The sequence below is a fragment of the Rheinheimera sp. B2H12 genome (genome assembly GCF_059620065.1).
In genome coordinates, this window is the sequence record NZ_CM184363.1 from 1,043,827 (window position 1) to 1,066,849 (window position 23,023).

The 23,023-nt window shown below is 50.7% G+C and carries 20 protein-coding genes; 9 read left to right on the plus strand and 11 right to left on the minus strand.

The features are described 5' to 3' along the window. Positions 1 to 3 precede the first annotated feature (3 nt). On the plus strand, positions 4 to 1,209 hold the full coding sequence (gene bamB, locus AC53GJ_RS04640; protein ID WP_496731369.1) for an outer membrane protein assembly factor BamB: 1,206 nt from the start codon (positions 4 to 6) through the stop codon (positions 1,207 to 1,209). Between the two features lie 121 nt (positions 1,210 to 1,330). Beyond that, entirely contained in the window at positions 1,331 to 2,812 is a 1,482-nt protein-coding gene (gene der, locus AC53GJ_RS04645; protein ID WP_496731370.1) for a ribosome biogenesis GTPase Der, read from the plus strand. Positions 2,813 to 3,158: 346 nt separating this feature from the next. Here the strand turns inward: der and AC53GJ_RS04650 are convergent, their stop codons facing one another. Continuing rightward, the gene (locus AC53GJ_RS04650; protein WP_496731371.1) at positions 3,159 to 4,061 is read right to left on the minus strand and encodes a trypsin-like peptidase domain-containing protein; all 903 of its coding nucleotides are present in this window, start codon (positions 4,059 to 4,061) and stop codon (positions 3,159 to 3,161) included. Positions 4,062 to 4,219: 158 nt separating this feature from the next. On the opposite strand from AC53GJ_RS04650, the gene AC53GJ_RS04655 reads away from it, so the two are divergent. Next, positions 4,220 to 4,342, plus strand: a complete 123-nt coding sequence (locus AC53GJ_RS04655) for a hypothetical protein (RefSeq protein ID WP_496731372.1) — start codon at positions 4,220 to 4,222, stop codon at positions 4,340 to 4,342. A 496-nt stretch (positions 4,343 to 4,838) separates the two neighbouring features. On the opposite strand, the gene AC53GJ_RS04660 is transcribed toward AC53GJ_RS04655, so the two are convergent. The 7 genes from AC53GJ_RS04660 to xseA all read right to left on the minus strand — a co-directional run bounded on the left by AC53GJ_RS04660 (position 4,839) and on the right by xseA (position 14,744). Next, the gene (locus AC53GJ_RS04660) at positions 4,839 to 6,128 is read right to left on the minus strand and encodes an ATP-binding protein (protein ID WP_496731373.1); all 1,290 of its coding nucleotides are present in this window, start codon (positions 6,126 to 6,128) and stop codon (positions 4,839 to 4,841) included. A gap of 64 nt (positions 6,129 to 6,192) precedes the next feature. Beyond that, positions 6,193 to 6,906, minus strand: coding sequence for a response regulator (locus AC53GJ_RS04665; protein ID WP_496731374.1), 714 nt, complete (start codon positions 6,904 to 6,906; stop codon positions 6,193 to 6,195). Between the two features lie 8 nt (positions 6,907 to 6,914). After that, positions 6,915 to 7,307 (minus strand): DUF3019 domain-containing protein, encoded by a 393-nt coding sequence (locus tag AC53GJ_RS04670; protein ID WP_496731375.1) that lies wholly within the window; start codon positions 7,305 to 7,307, stop codon positions 6,915 to 6,917. Continuing rightward, positions 7,297 to 8,169, minus strand: coding sequence for a MipA/OmpV family protein (locus AC53GJ_RS04675; protein WP_496731376.1), 873 nt, complete (start codon positions 8,167 to 8,169; stop codon positions 7,297 to 7,299). The genes AC53GJ_RS04670 and AC53GJ_RS04675 overlap by 11 nt, the downstream gene beginning before the upstream one ends. A 127-nt stretch (positions 8,170 to 8,296) precedes the next feature. Continuing rightward, entirely contained in the window at positions 8,297 to 10,408 is a 2,112-nt protein-coding gene (locus AC53GJ_RS04680) for a TonB-dependent receptor plug domain-containing protein (protein ID WP_496731377.1), read from the minus strand. 301 nt (positions 10,409 to 10,709) lie between these two features. Continuing rightward, positions 10,710 to 13,244, minus strand: a complete 2,535-nt coding sequence (locus AC53GJ_RS04685; RefSeq protein WP_496731378.1) for a serine hydrolase — start codon at positions 13,242 to 13,244, stop codon at positions 10,710 to 10,712. Positions 13,245 to 13,379: 135 nt separating this feature from the next. Beyond that, the gene (gene xseA / locus AC53GJ_RS04690; RefSeq protein ID WP_496731379.1) at positions 13,380 to 14,744 is read right to left on the minus strand and encodes an exodeoxyribonuclease VII large subunit; all 1,365 of its coding nucleotides are present in this window, start codon (positions 14,742 to 14,744) and stop codon (positions 13,380 to 13,382) included. 144 nt (positions 14,745 to 14,888) lie between these two features. Here xseA and guaB point away from each other — a divergent pair, with 144 nt between their 5' ends. Genes guaB through guaA form a run of 3 tightly spaced genes read left to right on the plus strand, consistent with a single transcriptional unit; the run spans position 14,889 to position 18,162 of the window. Then, the gene (gene guaB, locus AC53GJ_RS04695) at positions 14,889 to 16,358 is read left to right on the plus strand and encodes an IMP dehydrogenase (RefSeq protein WP_496731380.1); all 1,470 of its coding nucleotides are present in this window, start codon (positions 14,889 to 14,891) and stop codon (positions 16,356 to 16,358) included. Between the two features lie 54 nt (positions 16,359 to 16,412). After that, the gene (locus tag AC53GJ_RS04700) at positions 16,413 to 16,583 is read left to right on the plus strand and encodes a hypothetical protein (protein ID WP_496731381.1); all 171 of its coding nucleotides are present in this window, start codon (positions 16,413 to 16,415) and stop codon (positions 16,581 to 16,583) included. Position 16,584: 1 nt separating this feature from the next. Continuing rightward, positions 16,585 to 18,162 (plus strand): glutamine-hydrolyzing GMP synthase, encoded by a 1,578-nt coding sequence (gene guaA, locus AC53GJ_RS04705; RefSeq protein ID WP_496731382.1) that lies wholly within the window; start codon positions 16,585 to 16,587, stop codon positions 18,160 to 18,162. Positions 18,163 to 18,293: 131 nt separating this feature from the next. On the opposite strand, the gene AC53GJ_RS04710 is transcribed toward guaA, so the two are convergent. Further along, positions 18,294 to 19,175 carry a LysR family transcriptional regulator gene (locus AC53GJ_RS04710; protein ID WP_496731383.1) on the minus strand — a complete coding sequence of 294 codons (882 nt, stop codon included), beginning with the start codon at positions 19,173 to 19,175 and terminating at the stop codon, positions 18,294 to 18,296. A gap of 103 nt (positions 19,176 to 19,278) precedes the next feature. On the opposite strand from AC53GJ_RS04710, the gene AC53GJ_RS04715 reads away from it, so the two are divergent. Both AC53GJ_RS04715 and AC53GJ_RS04720 read left to right on the plus strand, forming a co-directional pair. Then, positions 19,279 to 20,400, plus strand: a complete 1,122-nt coding sequence (locus AC53GJ_RS04715) for an FAD-dependent monooxygenase (protein WP_496731384.1) — start codon at positions 19,279 to 19,281, stop codon at positions 20,398 to 20,400. A 281-nt stretch (positions 20,401 to 20,681) separates the two neighbouring features. Then, on the plus strand, positions 20,682 to 21,650 hold the full coding sequence (locus AC53GJ_RS04720; protein ID WP_496731385.1) for an acyltransferase family protein: 969 nt from the start codon (positions 20,682 to 20,684) through the stop codon (positions 21,648 to 21,650). Positions 21,651 to 21,741: 91 nt separating this feature from the next. Here the strand turns inward: AC53GJ_RS04720 and AC53GJ_RS04725 are convergent, their stop codons facing one another. Next, positions 21,742 to 21,963, minus strand: a complete 222-nt coding sequence (locus tag AC53GJ_RS04725; protein WP_496731386.1) for a coiled-coil domain-containing protein — start codon at positions 21,961 to 21,963, stop codon at positions 21,742 to 21,744. A 262-nt stretch (positions 21,964 to 22,225) separates the two neighbouring features. Between AC53GJ_RS04725 and tadA the strand changes: the two genes are divergently transcribed. Then, positions 22,226 to 22,762: a tRNA adenosine(34) deaminase TadA gene (gene tadA, locus AC53GJ_RS04730; protein WP_496732765.1), complete on the plus strand. Its 537-nt coding sequence runs from the start codon at positions 22,226 to 22,228 to the stop codon at positions 22,760 to 22,762. Between the two features lie 54 nt (positions 22,763 to 22,816). Here the strand turns inward: tadA and AC53GJ_RS04735 are convergent, their stop codons facing one another. After that, positions 22,817 to 22,975, minus strand: coding sequence for a hypothetical protein (locus AC53GJ_RS04735; RefSeq protein ID WP_496731387.1), 159 nt, complete (start codon positions 22,973 to 22,975; stop codon positions 22,817 to 22,819). Positions 22,976 to 23,023 lie beyond the last annotated feature (48 nt).

Below are 23,023 nucleotides of genomic sequence, written 5' to 3' on the forward strand. Positions count from 1 at the left end.
GATGTGAAGTTATCTGTTCGCCCTTGGGGTGTACCGCTGTTACTGGCGCTGGTGTTAACCGCCTGTTCGTCAAAAGATGAAGAAGAACTGGTGTTGCCGGAAATCAGCAACAAAGTTGAGCCAAAAGAAGTCTGGAGCAGTTCTGTTGGTAGTGGTATTGATCACTATGACAGCCTGCTCAAGCCGGTCATTTTTGATAATAAAGTCTATGCAGCCAGTCGTGATGGCCTGGTCAAAGCGATTGAGCTGGAAAGCGGCAATACCGTTTGGACTATTGATTTACGCGATGGTGACGATGCGCCGCTGTTTGGTGGCCTCAGTCACTGGTGGAATAATAGAACGGCGAAAATTGGTGGTGCTGTCGGTGTTGGCTATGACAAGATCCTGGTCGGTACTGAAGATGGTGATGTACTGGCGTTAAACCCACAAACCGGTGAGAAAATCTGGTCGGCCAAAGTCAGTGGGGAAGTGTTAGCAGCGCCGGTCGCTGGTGATGGTTTTATTATTGTGACTACAGGTGGCGGTCGTATTTTTGCCTTGCATCCGGATACCGGTGAACAACGCTGGATGCATGAAACTGAAAACGCCTTATTGACCTTGCGTGGTATCAGTTCAGCGACTGTTGAAAGCGGTGGTGTTATTTACGGGACAGGTAACGGTAAAGTCGGGGTGCTCATCTCTGATAAAGGCGTGCCGGCCTGGGAAGAAGCGGTCACTGTGGCAAAAGGTGCTACTGATTTAGCCCGGATCATCGATGTTGATGCGACACCAATCGTGCAAAATGGTACAATTTTCGCCATTGCTTATAATGGTCAACTGGTGGCGCTGGAATTGCGCACCGGCCGGCCGTTATGGAAAAGGGAATATGCCACCTTCCGCGACATGGCTTATGAAAATAACGTGCTGTATCTGGTTGATTCTGTAGGCAAGCTGTATGCAGTAGATGCACGCAGTGGTACCGAGTTGTGGGCGCAGCTGACCTTGCATAAACATTTTGTCACCGCACCTACCGTGTACAAAGATTACATTGTAGTGGGGGATAACGAAGGTAATTTGCACTGGTTTGATAAACGCACTGGCGAATATCTGGCCCGGCATGAATTTGACAGCTCGGGCTTTTATGCCGAAGCTATCAGCAGTGCAGATTATTTATTGCTGCAAAGCCGTAATGGTGAACTGACTTTATTAAGCACACCAGCTGCGGAATAAGGCTGACTGTATTAAATGACAGAAACAGGCCTGTTTACAGGCCTGTTTTTTTATTCGGGATCCAGCCACAGAGCTTGGATCCGGCTGCCTGCGGGCAGTTATTGTGTATTGAGGAATTTACATGTTACCGGTAGTCGCCCTGGTTGGCCGTCCGAATGTCGGCAAATCTACATTATTTAACCGTCTGACCCGCACCCGCGATGCTTTAGTGGCGGATTTTCCAGGGTTGACCCGGGACCGTAAATACGGCTCTGTCGATTATGAAGGTCTGGAGTTTATTGTGGTCGATACCGGTGGTATCGATGGCAGTGAAGAAGGCATTGAGCTGGAAATGGCGGAGCAGTCGCTGCGGGCTATTGATGAAGCAGACGTCGTGCTGTTTATGGTGGATGCCCGGGCTGGCGCCACTGTGGCTGATACCGCTATTGCCGATCATATTCGCCGTATCAACAAAACCGTGTTCCTGGTGGCGAATAAAACTGATGGTTTGGATGCGGATACCGCCATTGCCGACTTTTACAGCCTGGGCATTGGTGAAGTGTACCCCATTGCAGCGGCCCATGGCCGTGGTGTGACCAACTTATTACAACAAGCTTTAGTGCCGTTGTTAACAGAACAACAAGCCGCCCGGCTGGCGGCGTTTGCTGCGGGTGAAGAGCCTGCACCTGTCGATGAAGACGCGGAAAAACTGGCGCGGGATCAACATATCAAGCTAGCAATTGTTGGCCGGCCTAATGTTGGTAAATCAACCTTAACCAACCGTATTTTGGGTGAAGAACGGGTCATTGTCTATGATATGCCTGGCACCACCCGTGATTCGATTTATATCCCAATGGAGCGCGGCGAGCGCAAATATACCCTGATTGATACCGCCGGTGTGCGCCGGCGCGGCAAAATTGATGATGTGGTCGAAAAATTCTCGGTGATCAAAACCTTACAGGCGATTGAAGATGCTAACGTCGTTATTCTGGTGTTAGATGCCCGGTTAGGTATTTCTGATCAGGACTTAAGCATTTTAGGTTTTGTCCTCAATGCTGGTCGTTCGCTGGTGATCGCCGTGAACAAATGGGATGGGCTGGATGATGGCATCAAAGATGAAGTCAAACGTGAACTCGACCGCCGGTTAGGCTTTATTGATTTTGCCCGCTTGCATTTTATTTCGGCGCTGCATGGTTCAGGCGTGGGTAACTTGTTTGAATCGGTCGAAGAAGCCTTTGATTCGGCCACTCGTCGGGTCAGCACGGCGCTTCTTACCAAAATCATGACCATGGCGCAGGAAGATCACCAACCGCCACTGGTGAAAGGCCGTCGCGTGAAGCTGAAATATGCCCACGCCGGTGGTTATAACCCGCCATTGATTGTGATCCACGGTAATCAGGTGGAAGATTTACCGGATTCGTATAAACGTTATCTGATGAATTACTTCCGTAAATCACTGCAGATGATGGGCACGCCAGTACGGGTTGAATTCCGCGGCGGCGACAACCCATTTGCCGAGCGTCGCAATACGCTGACGCCAAATCAGCAATATAAACGCGAGCGGTTATTAAAAGCCCGCGCTAATTTGGCGAATAAGAAAAAACCAGGGCAGACCAAAGGGTAACCTTTTTGGTTTAGCTTGCAGCTAAGGGCTGATTTTTCCTATCTTGCAGCTGGCTGCTTTTAAAAGCGTTTCGCCTGCGGCGAGTTACTTATTTTGCTTCGCCAAAATAAGTAACCAACAAAAGGCGACCCCGGATCGCTCGAAAGCCCGCAATAAAATCAATAGTTTGAGGCGCTGGGGCAACTCGGCCGCCGCTAACGTCGGCGGCCTCAAACACTCCCCAGCTTAAAACCTCAAACCATTGATTTTAAAGCGGCTCACTTTACGGGGCCAAAAGCTCACTTTGAGCTAAAGTGCGATTAAAGCTCAAAACACCAGCTTTGCCAAGTTCGCTTGCTTCGGCTTATTAAACGATTTTTCCGTGGCACCGTTTATACTTCTCACCACTACCACATGGACAAGGATCCATGCGACCAGGGCGTCTCCCTTTCGTAGCCAAGTCTTTTAGCTGTGGTTCGAAATCAAGTAACGCTTTTGATGAAATCACGTTTCCTAGATTATTTGGTATTGCCGTAAATGCCATATCTTTTTTCGTGCCAACCTCGACAGTGTGAATATCACCTGACGCGACATGTTGAGGTCCTGCATATAAAATACCCAACAACTTTATTCTAGAAGGGCCAATAGTCGTTCCGCTGCTGCGAGTTGTAACTTTACCGATATCAAGAATGAAGACAGGTGAGCCACTAGATCCATTAAAGCATGCTGCATCGATAAGAAACTCTGGTTTTCCATTATATTCAAGCTCGGGATGCGTAGCTGTGATTCCTTTTCTGAATACAGGCTGATTATTTACCGAATCCCAAATACCGTTTGGATAACCCACCATTACTATTTCCTGCATAGCAGGCATATCTTTTAGCTCATCCTCGGTAGGTATGAGTTCTGGGGCTAGGGGTGAAAAAAAGAAGCTCTCACCTTCACTTGCTGATTGTGTCAATAAGGGCGCAATTGGCATTACAGCCAAATCAACATTTGGATGGTAGAACCACTGTTCCTCAAACCTATCTATTTCAAAAAACCTGAAATTACCAATATCTGGTTTATTGTCACTAGTCTTTCGCGTAAGACAAAACTTTCCTGTCAAAGCACCTTTTACAACATGTCTGTTTGTCACAATAACTGGGATATATTTATCTTCTTCTATGCATAGATTCATGAAGAAACCAGTACCCGTTCCAATTGTCCTGCCGGAAAAGGTACATTCAATTCTTACAGTGCTATAGGTAATAAGGTCTGTAATAAACATCTGATTCCAATAATACTTAGTAATCTACTGTTCGTTTAACAATCAATTTTCAAAGGCTGTTTGCCCGCAAGTTGAACATTTTTTTGCCTTCTTTCAGTATTTTTTTACCCGTATCAAACTAACTCTGATGCACCTCTATTTCAACAGGTTTTTCTGAAATGAGTAAATTTGAATCCGATAAAGGTTATGCTGGCAATACGCTAGTTGTTCTTGATTTTACACTAGATGGATACTTGGGAACTTATCAAGTGGTTTGGGCGAATAAAGGGAGTGATGAATAGGTATTTACTACAACGCCGAATTTCCGCTTCTGGCACAAAGTGTACTATCACCAAATCGCTTTTCCGTTTTTCAGCCCCGTCCAGCGAGCCGTGATAAAAGCATTGGTTTGAGGTTTTAAGCTGGGGAGTGTTTGAGCGGGCTGACGCTAGCAGCCCGCGAGTTGCCCCAGCGCCTCAAATCATTGCTTTTATCGCGGGCTTTCGAGCGATCCCGGGGTCGCCTTTTCTTTGGTTTCTTTCTTTTGGCGAAGCACAAATGCTTTAGCATTTGAACGGCTCTGCCGGCCCGAAGGGTCAATGCCGCAGGCATTGATAAAAGAAAGAAACTCGCCAAAGGCGAAATGCTTTTAAAAATCAGCATGCTGCAAGCAAAATCTAGCTGTGTTGACAGCAAAAAACCGAGCTGTGTTCACAGCAAAACCAAGCTGTGTTGACAGCAGAAAACCCAGCTGAGTTCACAGCAAAAACAGCGACCTGTCTACGCCAATAGATATCCCTACCGCAATGGCAATTGCAAACAAAAACTAGCGCCGCCCAAAGCACTGCGACTGACGCAGATCCGGCCTTGGTGCCAGCTGGCGACCCGTTGCACTATCGCCAGACCCAGGCCAAATTGTGGCTGGCCTGGCGTTGTCGCCTCGGAGCCAAGCCGGACAAAAGGCTGAAAAATCCGTTCGCAGTCTGCTGGTGCTATACCAGGGCCATCATCACTGATGATCAGCCAAACTTCATGATTGTGCAGCTGCAACGCCAGTACTATCTGGCTATGGGCGTAGCGGCAGGCGTTATGCAATATATTCAACAGTGCACGTTGTAGCCAGTGGGCATTGGCATGACTCAGCAAAATTGGTTGTGGCGGCAATTGCAAACTGAGCTGCAGTTTTTGTTGTAACAGCGGCTGGCATTGCTGTGCGACCTGACGACAGCAGCTTTGCAGATCTAATTCGGTATAACTCAGTTGTTGCTGCTGACGGGATAAACTGGCGTATTCCAAAAAGGCATTTACCATGGTTTCCATCCGATCTAAATCCTGTTCCAGCCTTTTTAGGTACAGATCTTTTTGCTGCAGTTGCTTGCTTTCCTGCGCCGCTTCCAAACCAAAGCGAAAACAAGCCAGCGGCGTGCGTAAATCGTGGGATAACGAGCTGGCCAGCAGTTGGTTATCCGCCAATAACTGGGTGATTTGGTCTGCCATCTGGTTAAAACTCTGTTCCAGTGCCGGGGTGTAAGACCAGGCGGACGCTGGCAACCTGGCACTCAAATCGCCCTGGCCAAAACGCTGAGCGGTTTGGCTTAACAGCCACAAACGCCGGGTCAGTGGCATCAGCCAGAACAGCATAATCAGACAAATGCCGGCGTATAACGACAAGGTCAGCCATAAATCTGCCGGATGGGGTTCGGCTTCAGCTGGTAACTGCACTTTGAGCAACCAGTCCGGGTGTGCCGTTAAGGCTTTTAACACATATTGATGATCATCAGCCGACAAAGTTAAACCATTGGGCTGAGACAGCTCTGCCTGCAGCTGTGGCGGTAATGCCAGGCTGGCCGCGGCTTCCAGACTGATGGCTAATTGCCAGTCGCTGCCACTTTGCGCCATCAGGCTGGCAAGCTCAGTGCTTCGACTGTGGTTCGCGCTTTGTGTCAGTTGCTGCAGCAACAGCGGAAACAAGCGCTCATCAGCCGTCGCTGTGGGTTCAGTCTGGCCTGCCAGTTGATCTAACACTGTGCCAAGCAGAAACAAAGCACAAATGGCTGACAGCATCAGGCTGAGCCATAACCTCAGCATCTGCTGCGGCCTTGGCTGGCGAGCTGGTGGCGGGGGACTGCGCTGTGGCGCTGCAGCTTGGTCATCACCAGCCATCCGCCACAAACAGATAACCTTTACCCCAGACTGTTTTGATGCCCTTTGGGTTGGTGGCATCATCGCCCAGCTTTTTACGCAGAATGGAGACCATCACATCAAAGCGACGATCCAGACCGTCATGTTCGCGGCCTTTGAGCGCCATAAAGACTTGATCCCGGCTACAAATTTGACCGGCATGATCCGCCAGATACCACAGCAGAGCAAACTCTGTGCTGGTCAGATGCAGCTCTTCATTGTGCAGCAACACCCGCTGGGCACTGGCACAAATCTGTAAGTGGCCAAACTGTAACAGGTCCGGATTGCTCTTAGGGCTTTCGAAGGTGGCCGGCTGGTGCCGAAAACGCAGTGCCGCTTCAATTCTGGCCAATAGCACTCTGGGTCGGATTGGTTTAATCAGATAGTCAGTCGCCCCAAGTTGCAAACCCAGCACTTCGTCCATTTCTTCGCCTTGCGCTGTGAGCATCAGAATAGGCAGTTGATGGTGTTGCCGTAACTGCCGGCATAATTCTAGGCCGTTGATACCTGGTAGCATCAGGTCGAGCAAGATTAAATCCACCTGCAATGTTGGCATCGCCGCGAGCACAGTATCACCACGACTATGGTGCAGCACCTGATAACCTTTTTGCTGCAGGTAGTCCATCACCCAGTTGGCGAGCGATAAATCATCTTCTACCAGTAAAATTCGGCCGTACTGTGTCATCACAGCTCCTAAAACAATCGCCAGTGGCGTTTGGTCCTGGACGCTTTATGCACCCAGTTCACTTCAATGATTACCTGCTGCACCACCTGCTGCTGCTGGCGTAGCTGCAGCAACGCACTTTGCTCTGCGGCAAACTCAAACTGAAATGTGCCGCTGCTTTGTTGCTGCCAGCAATGTAATTGCCGGTCATGCATAAACAGGCACAAATCAAGTGGGGTTTCGCTGCGCCAACGGGCGGTCACTTTGCTATAACAGGTACGGCCTTGTTGCAGACTGATACATTTATCCGGCGTGACCTGCAGCTCTGTGCTGGCCGCAAAGTCCGTCTCAGGCGTTACCGCCAGCACTTTTGTTGTGATAAGACCCAGCAACAACAGCCAACAGTAACGGCTAAAACACATAACGCACCATCAGGATCGCCATATATTCCTGTTTTTTGGTGACGATCGGACTGTCGAGATACTGACTGCTGAATAGATTCAGGCCCATGCTGCCATCTAACTGCCAATTTTCGGCCAGCGGATATAACACCGACAGGCCAAGATGGGTTTTCAGGCCTGCGCCAGAGCGGTACACTTGGCGGTCAGGCCGACTTTCCGCCTCGCTGACGCCGTAATAATAATTCACCACTTTGTTCGATTCGTAGGTGAGCGCCGCGTTGAGGTAGATATCCAGATTGCGCCAAGGCCAGAGGTAGCTGTAACTCAGTCGGTTGATAATGCCCTGATGACTCAGCACATCAACGCCGGATTCAACGCCGAATAAATGCTGTCGCCACTGATACTGATAACGCAGCGAATTCACCGAATCGGCATCGCGGATGTGTAAACCACTCAATTGCGGCGTAGCGGTGCTGACTTTGTTATCAGGTAACCAGATATTGTAGTTGCTGGCAATCAGGTCCCAGCTGTGGTTGTCCTGTTGATAAAAACGGTAGCCAAAAGCAGCGCTATAAAAATTTGCGCCACTGCGATGCAATGGCGTCTCAATAAAAAAGTTACGCCATTTCAACTCACCTGTCAGCACAAACAGCAAGCCATTGTGCAGCTGGTCTTCCAGGCCTGGTACTAATGTCTGATGAAAGCCTTTGCCAACACCAAGATACACTGTGCCTTCAAAATCGTCGAACCAACGGCTCATCCTGCTTGATTCTGGCTCAGCGGCCAGCGCTTGTGAGCTGCAACTGCCAAGCAGCAGCCAGCACAACAGCCGGCACTGCCGAATTACAGGACGCAGATAAGTGATAAAGCGAAGGTAGTGCATCCGTGTTCCGTCACATCAGCCAGCAAGGGCTGTTATTTGTTGCTCAATAAACCGGGCTGGATGATAGCTGTTCAGCCCGGTGAATAATGTTTAAAAAGTGTAATTATTTTACCGCTTGATCACAACCTCAGAATTGCAGTTTGAGCCCAATAGACGGGAAAATACCGATATTTTCTTCAGCTTCAATCTGATAACTCTGCGCCAGCTCGTCTTTACCGGCCATCAGGTAATAGCCTGAGATATTTTTCCGGTTCAGCACATTTAATATGGCGTAACTGTAAGTCACAGGTAAACCAAACAAGGTGGACTGATAATCGGCCTGCAGATCCAGCCGATGGTAAACTGGCAAGGTTTCTGAATTATGAGCACCATAGACAGCGACCCTGTAACCAGGCTGGTATGGATGCGGTTTGCTACCGATAATCGGGGTGTATTTGGCACCAGAGCGAACAGTCAGCCGGCCGCTTAAATTCCAGCGTGCATTCAGTTGATAATCCAACACCATATTGGCAACCAGCGGTGTATCCAGATAATAAGCCGTGGTCAGTTGGCGGCGCTGATCGGTACGGTCGGATTTGGACCAACTGAGCGACGCCCAGCCATGCCAGCCATCACTGCGCTCCTTTCTCAGCAGTAACTCGACGCCGTAAGCGCGGCCGGAACTGTCATTACTATAATGTTTGGCCTGATCTGCGTCTTGTTCCGTCAGCGCCAGCGGCAGTCTGGTCATTTTTTTCAGATAGCTGTCGGCACTGAGTGACCAATCATCCGCCAGTTGGTAATGCACTGCCAGTGCCAGGTGATTGGCCAGCGGCTGTTGCAGGTCGGGATTGCCCAACACCGGCACTTTTTGCTCCAGTTCGCCAAATTGGCTGTAGCGACCGGCTTTCAGTTCAAGTCTGAGCGCTGTGGTGGCATCCCAGCTCAGGCTGGTTCTGGGCAGAGCAAATTTTTCCCGCTCCAGTCGGTAATTTTGTTGCTCCAGCCGCATGCCAAGCTGCCATAACCAATCAGCAGCCAGTTGCCAGTGTTCCGTGATAAAGACACTGTCGGTCCGATAATCGATGTCGTCTTGTTGTTGTATCCGCTCGCCGCGCTGGCCAAAACAATCAGGTTGATGATCGGTACAAAAGTAGGGGATCAGATCAAAACTGTAGTCGACGTCACGCTGTTGTTGCGACAATCCTAACTGCAACTGGTGCGCACTGGCATACTGCCAGTGGTTTTTCAGTTGCAGCGTGCGTGTTTGGTCTTTAAAACGTAAAAACTGCTGGTCGCCAAAACCGCTATCCTCCTGATTGTTCAATTGCTGCAAGCTGAGCTGCAACTGGTACTTGGCGTTGGGTTGCCACTGATATTGCAGCAACTGACTATGAAAGTTAGTTTTTAGCCGGGCGTCGCCGATAGTGTCTGGATCGGTGCGGCCTTGCTCAGAGTTTTTCGCGATGCTGATTTTGGCGCTATCGCTGGCGCCGGCCGCCGTCAGCGTCAGTTTATGCTGATCGTCAGGTTGCCATAGATAGCGGGCCTGATAATCTGAGCTGGTTGGCGCCTGATAAAAAGTGACATCGTCGACCAGTTCATCACCCTCGCCAAAAAAGTACTGCAGGTTACTTTGACGCCAGGATGTATAAAAACGCTGGTTTTCAGTGATTTCGCCTTCCAGCAGGATGCCGGTTTGTAAAAAACTCAAATCAGCCACACCGCCCAGTTGCTGCGCCCGCGGATCTCTTAATTGTGCGGCAAAGACCCCACCGATGGCATTACCATACTCAGCACCAAAAGCCGCCGGATGCAGTTGAAAATCCTGCAGCAGATTTTCATTCAGAATGCTGTTGCCAAACATATGAAATAAATAGCCTGCGGGCAAACCATCAATTAAAAACGCATTGTCATCCGGTGATGAGCCACGCACCGCCGGTTGACCGCCATAATCGCCATTGGCATAAATGACACCAGGCAGACTGAAGACTGCCGTCAGCGGGTCGTTCATCACCCCGGCAACAGCTAATAATTCGGCGGTTTGTGGGGTGACTTCTGTCAGATCCTGTTGCTTCTGACCACGCACTTCAATGTGTTCATTCAGGACATTGGCAGGCCTTGATGTGGCATTTTCATCAGTGATGGCTGGAGGTACGCTAGCTGCCACAGCGCTGCCGCTAGCGCAGTAACAAGCCAGCATGAGCGCCAACAGACCCGGTTTTAGCTCTGGATGTTTGGGGATATGAGTCCCAAACATCTGGGCAGCTTCTGTTGTGAGCGGTGCTGTGAGCGATGCTAATTGCAGATGAGGCTGAACTTGCCGCGTCGCGGCATTCCTGCATGTGGCGGCAATACTTGTTAAGGCCGGCACCATGGCGGATTGCCCCAACGTTTCGCGTTGAGTCGAGTCTGCTCTAGGGTGACCCAGAGAGCTATGAACATAATTGAAGATGGCATGGTGAAACATCAGATTTTTCCTGTACAAAGTAAGTGACCGGGTCCGTTTGGCCGTCAGTCGCATCAAGTTGAAAACAATAAAAGGGCTTGTAGCCTACGGGTTATCTACTCAAGCCATACCGATACAACTGGCCGGCTAATTGCTGATGGGCTTGCCAAAACTGCTGAATTTTGTCGGCGGAAGGGGATAACCAGTAACGGCCGTCACTATTGAGCAGCAGCACCACGCCGGTTTGGGTTGCTTGGTTGTAGTACATCAGACTCTGGGCGCCGATGAGTAAACCGTCATGGCCGATATAGTCGCCGCTTTGATGCCAGAACAAAGCCGAATGCCCGGCTGGTTGGCCTTGCCGGGGCAGACCTAATAACAGTTGACGCCGCAATGCCGTCAGACCTGGTAATGGGTATTGCGGCTTGTCGCTGACGACCGCGGCCAGATAACGGGCTAAGTCATTGGCTGAGCTATGTAAAGTAGCTGCATAAAAATCTGAGGACGCATAAGGGGGTAACGGCAATAAATCGCCTTGGCCGTCCGGAATATACAAAGTGGCGGCTGCAGCTGTGGTGGCGTCTGCGGTTGGCCAAAACGTATTCTGCAGTTTCAGCGGGTTAAAAATTTGTTGTGTCGACCAGCTTGCCATATCAGTGCCAGTCTGGCTGGCAAATGCTTCACTGAATAAAGCTGCTCCTATGTTGCTGTATTGCACCTCACCAGGGTTGATAAAGTTGCTGGGTTGATACCATTGGCCATCCCTGGATAAATAACTACGCAGTAACTGCTGCTGTCCGGTCAGCGGTGTCGGGCATGCCGGATCCTGATCACTGAGCAAATTCAACAGACTGCTGCCATCTTGCAGCAGATAAATATTGCACATCAGCGCCAGTTCCTGATCAACAATGCCCGACTGATGTTGTGCCAGCTGACGCCAGCTCAACGTTGTCTGATGGGGGGTAGGCCAGTCGATGCGAAATGGCAGTGCAGGCAAGGCGCTATCCGGCTCAATGGCGCTGAGTGCCAGCGAAGTGCCGAGGACGGTTTTACTGAGGGAACCCACCAGTATTGGTGTGTCTGCTGTCATCGGGTTTTGCTGCTCGATATCTGCCAGGCCATCGGCAAAACTGGCCACCACTTTACCGTTGCGGATCACTGCGGCTGCCAGTCCGGGCTGGTTAAATTGTTGCCGGAAAGCTTTGATTTGCTGCTGTATCGCCGCCTGATCCGGGCTTTGCAGCGCTGGTTGTTGTAACTGTTGCATCGCCAGATCCAGTGCCGTCACGCTGCCAAAGGCCTGATCCTGACTTAAATAGGCGGCGGCACTCAGATGCGGAGTGACGCCTTTGACTTCCAGCAATTGTTTATTGGCATCCAGATATAACTCATTACCAAAGCCTAATTGCCAGCCATTTGGCATCGTCCGCTGCATGGTATCGGACAAGGCACCTTGGGTGGCTTCACCTATCACAGTGACCTGTGGCAGCGCTTTGAGTGCCAGGGTCATAATTTCCGCTGCGCTGGTGGTCATACCACCGGTCAGCACTATCACTGGCTGCAGATAAGGATTGTTGCTGGCCGCTAAGGTGACGGCTTGCAAACTGCCACTGCGTAATCCTTTGTAACCGACAGTTTTGGCCTGGTTATTCAGATGGCTGACCAGTTGCAATGCGATGGCATCATGACCGCCTTGGTTAAAACGCAGGTCCAGCACTAAGGCTTTGCTGCTGGCAAATTTTTGCTTAAATTCCTGCATCAGTGCATCTGCACCTTGCAGATCGGCAGTCAGTCCGAGCACGATGTCGGCCGGATGTTGATCCTGCCGTGCGGTAAACTGATAGAGCTGATCCAGCCGCAGATAAGCGATATCACCCGGTAGCCAGCCAAACGCAGCATGCGGCACCGTGACCGCATGTTGTAAGCCCGGCGCTTGCAGAAAACTATCCGTTTGTTGTTGTAACTGCTGTTGGTATTCGGCCAGCAGCGCGACTGCTTCGGTCAGATCATCGGTTTGTTGCATGACGCTGGCAAGTAAACCCTTGGGAGCAATCGAAAGCAGGTCCTGCTGCTGGGTACTGATGCTCAGGTGCGCATCCTGAAATTGCAGCAAAATCTGCTGATAATATTGCAGTTCCTGCTCCGCCGTGGCATTGGCGAATAAAGGCGCATACTGTTGATACAATTGTGGCCAGTTCAGTTGGCGCTCGATAAAAAATGGATAATACTGCTGCAGATCCTGCCAGAAAAATTCAAAATTCACGCTGGCGCTCTGATGACCATTCAGCGGTTGCTGACAAGACAGCGGCAGTTGTTTTAACCGGCTCCACTGGCCGATATAACCGCCATCATTGGGCATGCTGAATTGATCGCCATCGGCGCTTAAGGTCAGTTTTGCCAGCAACTGCTCACCACTGGTATGACTGAATTCATCGCTTTTTACACAACCGTATTTGTTGTGATAAAAACTGACCAGCTTTTGCTTTTCAATTTGCCAGAGCTGACCGTAACCGGTTTTCTGCCAAACGCCATCCAAACCAGGAGCTTTGACATTGTCATCATCATCGCCACAGGCGCTGAGCAATTGGGTGGCAAGTATCAGAGCGAATACTTGTGCCATCGGTTGCCAGCTTTTGCAATGAAACATACTGAACCTCCTGTTTAGTTAACAGCAGGTTACTCAGGACTACATCGTTTGACTGTTATGGCTTTGCTGAGAAAATGTAAGTTGGTGTAAAGAAATAGCCCAGCATTGTATCGATGGCTGGCGGCATAACCAGCGCTACGAGCTGGTCTTTTCCACTCTGGCGCTCAGCTCACCGTCGGCCAGCCGGATCTGCAACAGCTGGCCAGGTTGAACTTGCTGCTGACTTTTCAGCACCGCACCTTTCACTTTGCTGGTACCATCTGCACTGTCTTCGGTACTGAATACGATACTGTAGCCCCGTTCCAGCGTGGCCAGCGGACTGACGGTATGTAACTGGCTGCTCAGCAGTTGCCATTGTTGCTGGCGGCGTTGTTGCTGTTGCTGCCAGCTTCGCAGCAGTTGTTGCGACAGCATCTGCAGTTGCTGCTGTTGGCGTTGTAATTGTTGTTGCGGTGATACCAGACTGAGGGCGGTTTGTTGTAACTGCAACTGTTGTTTTTTCTGTTGCAGTTGTTGTTGCATCGCCTGGGTCAGCCGGATCTGCAGTTCATCCAGCCGTTGTTGCTGTTGCTGTACCCGCCTGGCCGGATGGAGCCGTTGCAAACGGCCGCTTTGATGCAGTAACTGTTGGCTGGCGCTGGCCAGACGCTGGCGCATCGCCTGGTGCAAACGCTGTTGTTGTTGCTGTAACTGTTGCAGTTGATGCTGTTGATCCGGTGATACTAGTTCGGCGGCGGCGGATGGGGTAGCCGCGCGCACATCAGCGACAAAATCACTGATGGAAAAATCAATTTCATGCCCGACGGCGCTGACAATAGGAATAGGGCAATTGGCAATAGTCCGCGCCAGCGTTTCGTCGTTAAAACACCATAAATCTTCCAGCGAGCCACCACCACGGCCAATAATCAGCACCTGACATTCCAGGCGCTGGATGGCATGTTGCAGTGCCGCAGTTAAATCCGGGGCAGCTTGGGCTCCTTGCACTAAGGATGGATAAATAATCACGCCCAAGCCCGGTGCCCGCCGTTGTAACACCGTCAGAATGTCACGAATGGCAGCGCCGGTTGGCGAGGTAATGACGCCAACAGTTTGCACTGAGGACGGCAATGGTTTTTTCCGCTCTGGCGCAAACAAACCTTCAGCGGCTAATTTGGCTTTCAGTTGCTCATATTGCTGACGTAATAAACCGTCTCCGGCCGGTTCGATAAAATCTGCCAGTAACTGATATTCGCCGCGTGGCTCATACACGCTGATGCGGGCCCGCACCATCACTTGCTGACCATTGCGTGGCATGAACACCGCATTGCGATTGCTGGTTTTAAACATCGCCACTTTGACCTGGGCGGCCTGATCTTTCAGGGAAAAATACCAATGGCCGGAACTGGCGGCGACAAAATTCGACACTTCACCTACCAGCCATAACTGGCGGAATTGCAGCTCCAGCGTCAGGCGAACTTCGGAATTTAACCGCGACACTGTGTAGATATCGGCTTGAGACATAAGGCTGTTTTAAACCACGACGCAACAACAAACTTGGCCTAATCTAGCACAAAACTAAAAAATGCGTTGTGACAAGTCGCAAAAGCGACTAAAATAGCTCCGCAACATTCCCCTATTTTTAACTCACACAGAGAGATTGTTGCAATGCTCAGGATCGTGAAAGAAGCGCTCACATTTGACGACGTGTTACTTGTGCCAGCGCACTCCACAGTGTTACCCCATACCGCAGATCTGCGGACTCAACTGACCAGCAAAATCACTCTGAATATCCCGATGGTCTCCGCCTCGATGGATACAGTGACCGAAGCACGTCTGGCTATTGCCCTGGCGCAAGAAGGTGGTCTGGGTTTTATCCACAAAAACATGACCATTGAAGAGCAGGCTGCCAACGTTCGTAAAGTGAAAAAATACGAAAGCGGTGTGGTGCGTGATCCTGTCACAGTGCGGCCAGAACAGACGGTACGTGATGTGCAACAATTGTCTGCCCAACACGGTTTTTCCGGTTTCCCGGTGGTGGATGCGGACAACAACTTAGTCGGCATCGTCACAGGCCGTGATTTAAACGTTGAAACTAATCCGCAGGCGGCTATCGCTTCTGTGATGACGCCGCGCGAGCGCCTGGTGACAGTGCATGAAGATTCACCCCGCCAGGACGCCCTGACGCTGATGCATAAACACCGCATTGAAAAAGCGCTGGTGGTGGATAACGACTTTAAATTAAAAGGTTTAATCACTGTTCGCGATTATTACAAAGCGGCCAGCAAGCCAAATGCCTGTAAAGACGAATTTGGTCGGTTACGGGTCGGAGCTGCGGTCGGTGTTGGTCCTGGCACTGATGAGCGTATCGCTGCATTGGTTGAAGCCGGTGTTGATATCCTGCTGATTGATACCTCGCATGGTCACTCGCAGGGCGTGATTGACCGGGTGAAACAAACTCGGGCCGCTTACCCTGATTTACAAATTGTGGCGGGTAACGTGGCAACGGCTGAAGGCGCTAAAGCGCTGGCGGAAGCGGGTGCCAACGCCGTCAAAGTCGGCATTGGTCCAGGTTCGATTTGTACCACCCGGATTGTGACAGGTTGTGGTGTCCCGCAAATTACCGCCATCGCTGATGCTGTTGAAGGGGTCAAAGGCACGGACGTCTGTATTATTGCCGACGGCGGTATCCGTTTCTCTGGGGATGTGTCGAAAGCTTTAGTGGCGGGTGCCCATTGTGTGATGGTCGGTTCGATGTTTGCCGGTACTGAAGAAGCACCAGGTGAAGTTGAACTCTATCAGGGCCGTTATTACAAATCTTACCGTGGTATGGGCTCCTTAGGCGCCATGGCACAGCGTAACGGCTCTTCTGACCGTTATTTCCAGGGCAGCAATAACGCCGAGAAACTGGTACCGGAAGGGATTGAAGGCCGTGTCGCTTACAAAGGTCCAATCGAAAATATCATTCACCAGCAAATGGGGGGTCTGCGCTCATCAATGGGGCTGACCGGTTGTGCCACCATCGATATCCTGCGCACGAAACCGGTGTTTGTGAAAGTCACTTCGGCTGGCATGGGTGAATCTCATGTGCATGATGTGCAAATCACCAAAGAAGCGCCAAACTACCGGATTGGCTAATGATATCCCCTAAATCATTGATGATGCGGGTAGGCGGCAATTGAACGAATCCCTATGAGCATAGTGAGCTATGCGATTAGGGTGAGTGAAAGCGGCCAACAACCCCGCAGCTTCAAGGATGACGGGGATAAAGCGCTGGCAGCAATGTCGGCGTTGTTCTCGCTGGTGCATGCCAGCATCGTTTTTTGGCTGGTGCCAACCAGCCCGTTACCGATACAAGGTTGATATGAGCAAAAATATCCATTTCCACCGTATTCTGATCCTCGACTTCGGTTCGCAATATACCCAGTTAATCGCGCGTCGAGTCCGTGAAATTGGCGTCTATTGTGAGCTTTGGGCCTGGGATGTCACTGCTGAGCAAATTGCCGAATTTAATCCAACCGGTATTATTTTATCCGGTGGTCCTGAAAGTGTCACTGAAGCAGGTTCACCACGGGCACCGCAGTATGTGTTTGAAGCCAATGTGCCAGTGTTAGGTGTTTGTTATGGCATGCAAACCATGGCAGAGCAACTGGGCGGTAAGGTGGCCAGCTCTGATAAACGTGAATTTGGTTATGCGCAGGTTGAAGTGATTGCCAACAATCCGATGTTTGCCGGCATTGAAGATCATCTGAACGAGCAAGGCCATGGTTTACTGGATGTCTGGATGAGCCACGGCGATAAAGTGGTGGAAATCCCAGCCGGTTTTGTCACCACAGCGCAGACACCAACTTGCCCGCATGCGGCGATGGCCAATGAAACCAAACAGTTTTATGGCGTGCAGTTCCACCCTGAAGTCACCCATACCCGCCAGGGCGTGCGGATGCTGGAACAGTTTATAGTCGATATCTGTGGCTGTGAAAAGCTATGGACTCCGGCCACCATCATTGACGATGCGATTGCCAATATCAAAAAACAAGTCGGTGATGATCAGGTGATTTTAGGTCTGTCTGGTGGCGTGGACTCGTCTGTGGTGGCGATGCTGTTACACCGCGCTATCGGCAAAAACCTGACCTGTGTGTTTGTTGATAACGGTTTATTGCGGTTAAACGAAGGCCAGCAAGTGATGGATATGTTTGGCGACCATTTTGGCCTGAACATTATTCATGTCAAAGCTGAAGACCGTTTCCTGAATGCTTTAGCCAGTGAAGCTGAACCTGAAGCCAAACGTAAAATCATCGGTCGGGTTTTTGTCGAAGTCTTCGACGAAGAAGCGAAAAAGCTGACCAATGCCAAATGGCTAGCCCAAGGAACTATTTATCCGGATGTTATTGAATCGGCGGCCTCCAAAACAGGTAAAGCCCATGTCATTAAATCGCACCACAACGTCGGTGGTTTACCGGCCGAAATGAAGATGGGTCTAGTCGAGCCACTGCGCGAACTGTTTAAAGACGAAGTTCGCAAAGTCGGTCTGGCGCTTGGTCTGCCGTACGATATGCTGTACCGTCACCCCTTCCCTGGACCTGGTTTAGGTGTGCGGGTGCTGGGTGAAGTGAAAAAAGAATACTGTGATTTACTGCGTAAAGCCGATGCTATCTTCATTGAAGAACTGCATAAATCCGGTTGGTACGAACAAGTCAGCCAAGCTTTTACCGTCTTCCTGCCAGTGAAATCTGTCGGTGTGATGGGCGATGGCCGTAAATATGACTGGGTGGTGTCACTGCGCGCTGTCCAAACGGTGGACTTTATGACAGCACACTGGGCTCACTTACCCTATGAGCTGCTGGGTCATGTTTCTAACCGGATTATCAATGAAGTCAACGGCATCTCCCGCGTGGTGTATGACGTTTCTGGCAAACCACCAGCGACTATTGAGTGGGAGTAATCCCAGATCCGGTATAAACCGGCACCACTCTGTATTCAAGTATCTCTAAGCCTGCTTCAATGCGGGCTTTTTTTATGGTGCGCCAGTTAAGGGGGCGCCAGTTAAGGGAACTCTCACTTTGGCGGTTCAACTCACTGCGCCAGTGCCAATTGCAGTTGTTGCAAAAATGCTTTCACTTTGGGCTGTGGGTATTTTCTGCCGGAATAAAGCGCATATAACACCAAATCTTCGGGTTCACAGTGACAATCAATGTTGACCAGGCGGCCCTGGGCGATGTCTGCCTGGCAGGCATGAAGGGGCAAAATGGCGAAACCAAGCCCTTTGATGGCAGCGGCTCTGGCCATCTGACCACTGTTCACTTTATAGCTGGAGCGCACTTGCACGGTTTGGCCCTGCTTAAACCGCCAGGGCAGGCCCTGCAGTACTGACATGGTGGTAATACAGGGGACATTGGTCAGTGCATCCAGTGATTGTGGCGCTGGATGCTGTTGCAGAAGTGCTGGTGCAGCCACGACACAACTTGGCCAGCGCAGGACTTCTCTGGCGACCCAGCCAGAATCTTCCAGCGGCCCACGGCCAAAACGTAACACCAGATCAAATCCTGCCAGCAGCCCGTCTGTTGGGTCCAGTTGGGTATCACAGCTGAGTTGTATTTGCGGATGTTGCAGGCAAAAATCTGCCAGAATATCCGCCATGAATGGCAGATCCGGGGTAATGATTTTCAGGTGGCCAGATAACGAATCTCCCAACATCGATACTTCTTCCAGAGTATCAGTCATGGCCTGGGTCAGTGGGGTTATAGCTCGATACAGCCTTGTACCTGCAGCCGTTGGAATCATCTTGCGGGTGGTACGTTCCAGCAATCGCACATGCAGCTGTTGTTCCAGCAAGGCGACATGCCGACTGACATTGGATGTTGGCAACTGAAGTTGTTCAGCCGCGAGCTTAAAGCTCAGTTGTTCATAGACAGCCTGGAAGCAAAGCAACCACTGCAGTTCGACCTTTTCTAGCATTTTTATCCCGAAAAATGAGATTAACATTGCAATAAAGCCATATTTATCACGAATTTGGACTTTATTACAATCTCGAACTAGTTTCATAATCGGGAGAAAGCTGATGATCCGAACGAAGAAAATTGCCATCGTTGGTGCCGGGGTTGCCGGGTTGACGCTGGCCATACTCGCAAAGCAACGGGGCTATCAGGTCAGCCTGTTTGAACGTGGCAGTTGCGTTTCGTCGCTGGGCGCTGGTGTCACGTTATGGCCCAATGCCATGTTTGTGATGCAGCAGTTGGGGCTAGACCAGCAGATCATGCAGGTGGGCGGCGTGCCAGGCTCGATGCGACAATTTGACCGGCATGGCGTGCTGCGAGCTGAGTTCGATATCACGACAGTCAACGCACGCTGCGGCTTTACCAGTGTGACAATATTGCGCCGTGAACTCATGAGGTTATTGGCCGGTGCGCTCGATGGCCTCGGGGTGGACATCAAGTTTGACTGCGCCATCACAGCAGCGGGTGTGACGGCATTAGGCCAGAAATTTGACCTGGTTGTCGGTGCCGACGGGCGGATGAATTCGGTCGTGCGCCAAGTGTTGTATCCGCAGCAAGTGACGCCTCGTTATCATGGGTTTGTCAATGTCATTGGCGTGAGTTGGCCGCGAGCAGGGGCCTTTGAGAATGTGATCCATGACTACCGGGATTCAGGCGAGCGTTTTGGCATTGTGCCGGTGAACCATGGCTGCTGCTATTGGGCGGGTGCTTGGAACACCGCGGTTGGCAGGGCCAGGCCGGCGGCTGCCTGGTACGATGAATTACAGCAGCGTTTTCGGCACTGGCCCGAGCCAATCCAACAGGTGTTGCAGTCCTGTGATAGCGCATCGGTTCAGCACATTTTTGTGCATGATATTGACCCTCTTCCCTACTGGCATCAAGGCAATGTTCTGATGATCGGAGACGCTGCCCATGCTTCGTTGCCGACCTCTGGGCAGGGGGCATGTCAGGCGCTGGAAGATGCATGGCATCTTGCCCGCTTATTGATGGAGAACGAAGCGCTGGACGCCGCTTTGCAAGGCTTTTATCAACGCAGGCAAGCGAAGACCACTGCAGCCCAATTGGTTGGAAGGCAGATAGCGAAGAAGATATTTTCTGCACAACCTGAGCCGTTACTGCCTGCCACTGCAATGTCCGCTGCTGAGCTGAGTCAGTTTTGGATGCAAGGGTTGCAGTCGCAGATCTGAGGCAAGGAAAATACGGCAGCCGGTGTTGCGGGCACAGGTTGAGCACGATGACAGGATAGTGCAAATAAGCCAAAACCGGCGTCATCCAAGGCTGATGCTGGTTTTTGTGCTTGTGCTGTCTGACCCATGTACAGCAGATGACGGCACTTTGACTGTTGCATCGGACGTTGGCAGCAGAAAAAACCACAAGCTGTGGCTCAGATTGACAGAACATCCGGTATCATCGTCGCTCAGTGCCAGAGCGCCGCCGACTCGGCAACATCAAGGAATGACAACACAATATGATTGCCAATCTTCAGCATCTGCGGGCTTTTGCTGCTATTAATGTGGTGATTTTCCATATTATCGTCAGCGCCACTGGTTATCAGCAAAGCTTGCCATGGTTTCGTTTGTTGCAGGATTGGGGCCAAAATGGCGTGGATATCTTTTTTGTCATTTCCGGTTTTATTATGCTGCACACCCAGTTGCGCCAACCAAAAACCGCCCTGGCTTTTTTCCGGCAGCGACTGATCCGAATTGTGCCTTTGTACTGGCTACTGACGCTGCTGGTGGTGCTGTTGCTGTGGCTGTTTCCAACCTTGTTCCGGCAGCTGAATTTACAAGCGGACTGGGTGCTGGCGTCATTTTTTTTCAGTGCGCAGTGGCTCACTGGTTTGTATCCGGTGCTTTTTGTCGGCTGGACGCTGGAATGGGAAATGCTGTTTTATTTGTTGTTTGGCTGCACTTTAGTCCTGAATGCCGGCCCGTTGTTATTGCCGATACTCAGCGTTGTGCTGGCTGTTGTCGCCGCTTTGACCGGTCAGTGGATGTTGCTGGAATTTGTATTTGGCATGCTGGCGGCCTGGCTTTATCACAGCTATCGTCTGTCAGCCGTCGCCGGGCTGTGGTTATTGCTCAGCGGAGTCGTCTTGTTGTTATTGAGTTTAATCCCGGCCGTGCAAGCGCTGCCGCTGCACCGCACTTTGAGCTGGGGCTTGCCAGCCTTTTTGCTGGTATTAGGGGCTGTGCTGGCACCAGCTTACCAGCAAGCTTGGCTAAAGCGGTTGGGGGATGCTTCGTACAGTATCTATTTGCTGCAAATTCTAACCATCCCGGCCTGTTATAAAGTCAGTGTCAGTTTGTTGCCACAAGGCCATCCATTGCTGTTTGCCGCTGCCAGTTTGGGATTAACCTTACTGGCTGCGCTGCTGTGTTACCGCTATCTTGAGCAACCCATGTTGCAGTGGTTGCGCCGTCGCTTTGTCAACTGAATGGTGACAACCTGTTGGTGGCAATCGAGCCTGCGCCGACAAACAGCGCTGATTTCATTGCTGCTTTCAGCTTGGTTTTTCGGCCGTGGCATCAAGCCAGTTTGTTAATTTCTTGCTTTAGGCTATAGGATTTATCCGTCACTATGGCTTCCAGTGTCGCGACCCGCTGTTTTAAGTCCTGAATTTCTTGTTTTAACGCTTCAGAGCCAGCGCTGCTGGTATGCAACTTAATTTTGGTTTTGGTGTGTTGCTCATAAAAGGCATAACCAAAACCACCAACGACCGCAGCAAAAGCAATCAGACCACCGTCCATTTTTATACTCCTTTCATTGATTTTGGGCAGAATTTTGCCAACAGATTTTGTTTAGCAAAGCTTATGCCAAATGTTATTCATATATAAAACAATAGGTTAATTTAAGCTGTTCTAGCCAAATTAGCTGCTACACCAAATAGTAGTCAAATTTATCATGCCGCAGTGGTAAAATTTGTATCTTGCTGTGTCGTCCGGAGCCTGAATGCTGATGAAGCCACCTTTGCCAATTGTCGCTGCTGCTGAGCCATCTGAATTGTTAGCCATGCAACAACGCCAGGACATTCATTGGATGCAGTATGCGTTGCAACTGGCCGATAAAGCCGAACAGGCTGGCGAAATTCCGGTGGGGGCTGTGCTGGTGAAAGATAATCAGGTGGTAGGAGAAGGCTGGAATTTGTCGATTTGCCAGCATGATCCATCCGCCCATGCTGAAATGCTGGCGATCCGACAAGCGGCGCAACAACTGCAAAACTACCGGCTATTGGATACCACTTTGTATGTCACCTTAGAGCCTTGTGCTATGTGTGCTGGCTTGCTGGTGCACAGCCGGGTGAAGCGGCTGGTGTTTGGCGCTTTTGATGCCAAAACCGGAGCAGTCGGCTCTGTGGTGGATTTGGTCAGACATCCAGTGCTGAATCATCAGTTGCAGGTTGAGTCCGGCGTGCTGGCGGCCGAATGTGGTGCAAAGTTATCAGCGTTTTTTCAGCGCAGGCGTCGTGAGCAAAAAGCGGCTAAGGCGTTGCAAAAAGCTGAACTGGCAACCAAGCCGGCTGCGCTGGGGCAGGGGAACACTTCATAACAGCTGAACAGCTCAGATCGAATTGAGCTTACCGTGCGTGAAACCGGGTTGTGTTCAGGATAACGCAGTCTCGTGCTGATTCAGGGTTTGATAATTACGTTGCCGGCGGTGTAATTTCATCACAGCAACACAACGTTTAATCCGGCGCCGTACTGCACTGACATCCATGATCCGACGCTTTTTCAGCATCTTAGGTTTTTTTCTTCTAAGCATTTAACGAACTCTGGTTGAATGGGTGATTGAATAGAACATAACAACACT